1 protein-coding gene is annotated in these 1,335 nt (G+C 55.7%); it reads left to right on the forward strand.

Translation table 11 applies throughout. The features are described from left to right. Positions 1 to 66: 66 nt before the first annotated feature. A complete protein-coding gene (locus tag AC0KVQ_RS16415; protein ID WP_473422272.1) occupies positions 67 to 1,293 on the forward strand; it encodes an IS256 family transposase in 1,227 nt (408 codons plus the stop codon). Positions 1,294 to 1,335: the final 42 nt, after the last annotated feature.

Below are 1,335 nucleotides of genomic sequence, written 5' to 3' on the forward strand. Positions count from 1 at the left end.
GGGCCTGTGCAGAATTTTGTGTAAACGGACCTTTGGCAGGAAACTGCCGCATTGTCCGGAGTCCACATGTCTACCAAGAAACACAGCATCCCTGATGAACTCGTCACCCAGTTGCTCGGCAACTATCAGAAACCCGAAGACTTGATTGGCGAAAACGGCCTACTCAAGCAACTGACCAAGCTGCTGGTCGAAAAGGCTCTCGATGCCGAGATGGCCCAGCATCTGGGTCACGACAAGCACGAGCCAGTTGCCAATGCCACGGGCAACACCCGCAATGGCAAGAGCAAAAAGACGCTGAAGGGCGATTTCGGCGAGTTGCCGATTGAGGTGCCGCGCGATCGTCACAGCACCTTTGAACCGCAGATCATCCCCAAGCACCAGACCCGCTGGGCGGGCTTCGACGAGAAGATTCTCTCGCTTTATGCACGCGGCATGACGGTGCGCGAGATCCAGAGCCATCTGGAAGAAATCTACGGTGCGGAAGTCTCGCCCAGCCTGATCTCGTCCGTCACCGATGCGGTGGCCGAGGAGGTCAAAACCTGGCAAGCCCGTCCGCTCGATCCAATCTACCCGATCGTTTATCTTGACTGCATCCACGTCAAAATCCGCGAAGGTGCGGTACGGGTCAAAGCGGTTTATCTGGCCATCGGCGTGACCATGACTGGCGAGAAGGAAGTGTTGGGCCTTTGGCTGTCGCAGACTGAGGGTGCCAAGTTCTGGCTGCAGGTTGTCACCGAACTCAGAAATCGTGGTGTGCAAGACATTTTCATTGCCTGCGTCGATGGACTGAAAGGCTTCCCTGAGGCTATTGAGGCGGTCTTCCCGAAAACCACGGTACAGCTGTGTATCGTGCATATGGTGCGGCACAGCCTGAACTATGTGTCGTGGAAGCGCCGGCCGGAAGTGGCAGCAGATCTGAAGCAGATTTACCAGTCCGCCACCGCCGAAGAGGCAGAACTGCGGTTGGGCGAGTTCGAAGCGAAATGGGACGATGAATATCTGCCGATTGGGCAATCCTGGCGGCGCAACTGGCCGAGATTGATCCCATTCTTCGACTACCCGCCGGAGATCAGGAAGGTCATCTACACGACCAATGCCATCGAATCGGTAAACATGAGCCTGCGCAAGTTGACCAAGAATCGGGGTTCATTCCCGAGCGACGAGGCGCTACTGAAATTATTCTATCTGGCACTTAGAAACATCAGCCAGAAATGGACGATGCCGATCCGGGATTGGAAAGCCGCCCTGAATCGCTTTACCATCGAGTTCGGCGAACGCATCGCCCAGCTTTAACCTGAAACCCGTTTACACAAAAATTCGGACACGCCCCGCCTT

The organism is Formivibrio sp. oc-25, from assembly GCF_055810895.1.

Excerpts from the sequence above, each read along its gene's own strand:
- AC0KVQ_RS16415 (WP_473422272.1), top strand. The coding sequence starts at position 67 with ATGTCTACCAAGAAACACAGCATCCCTGATGAACTCGTCACCCAGTTG.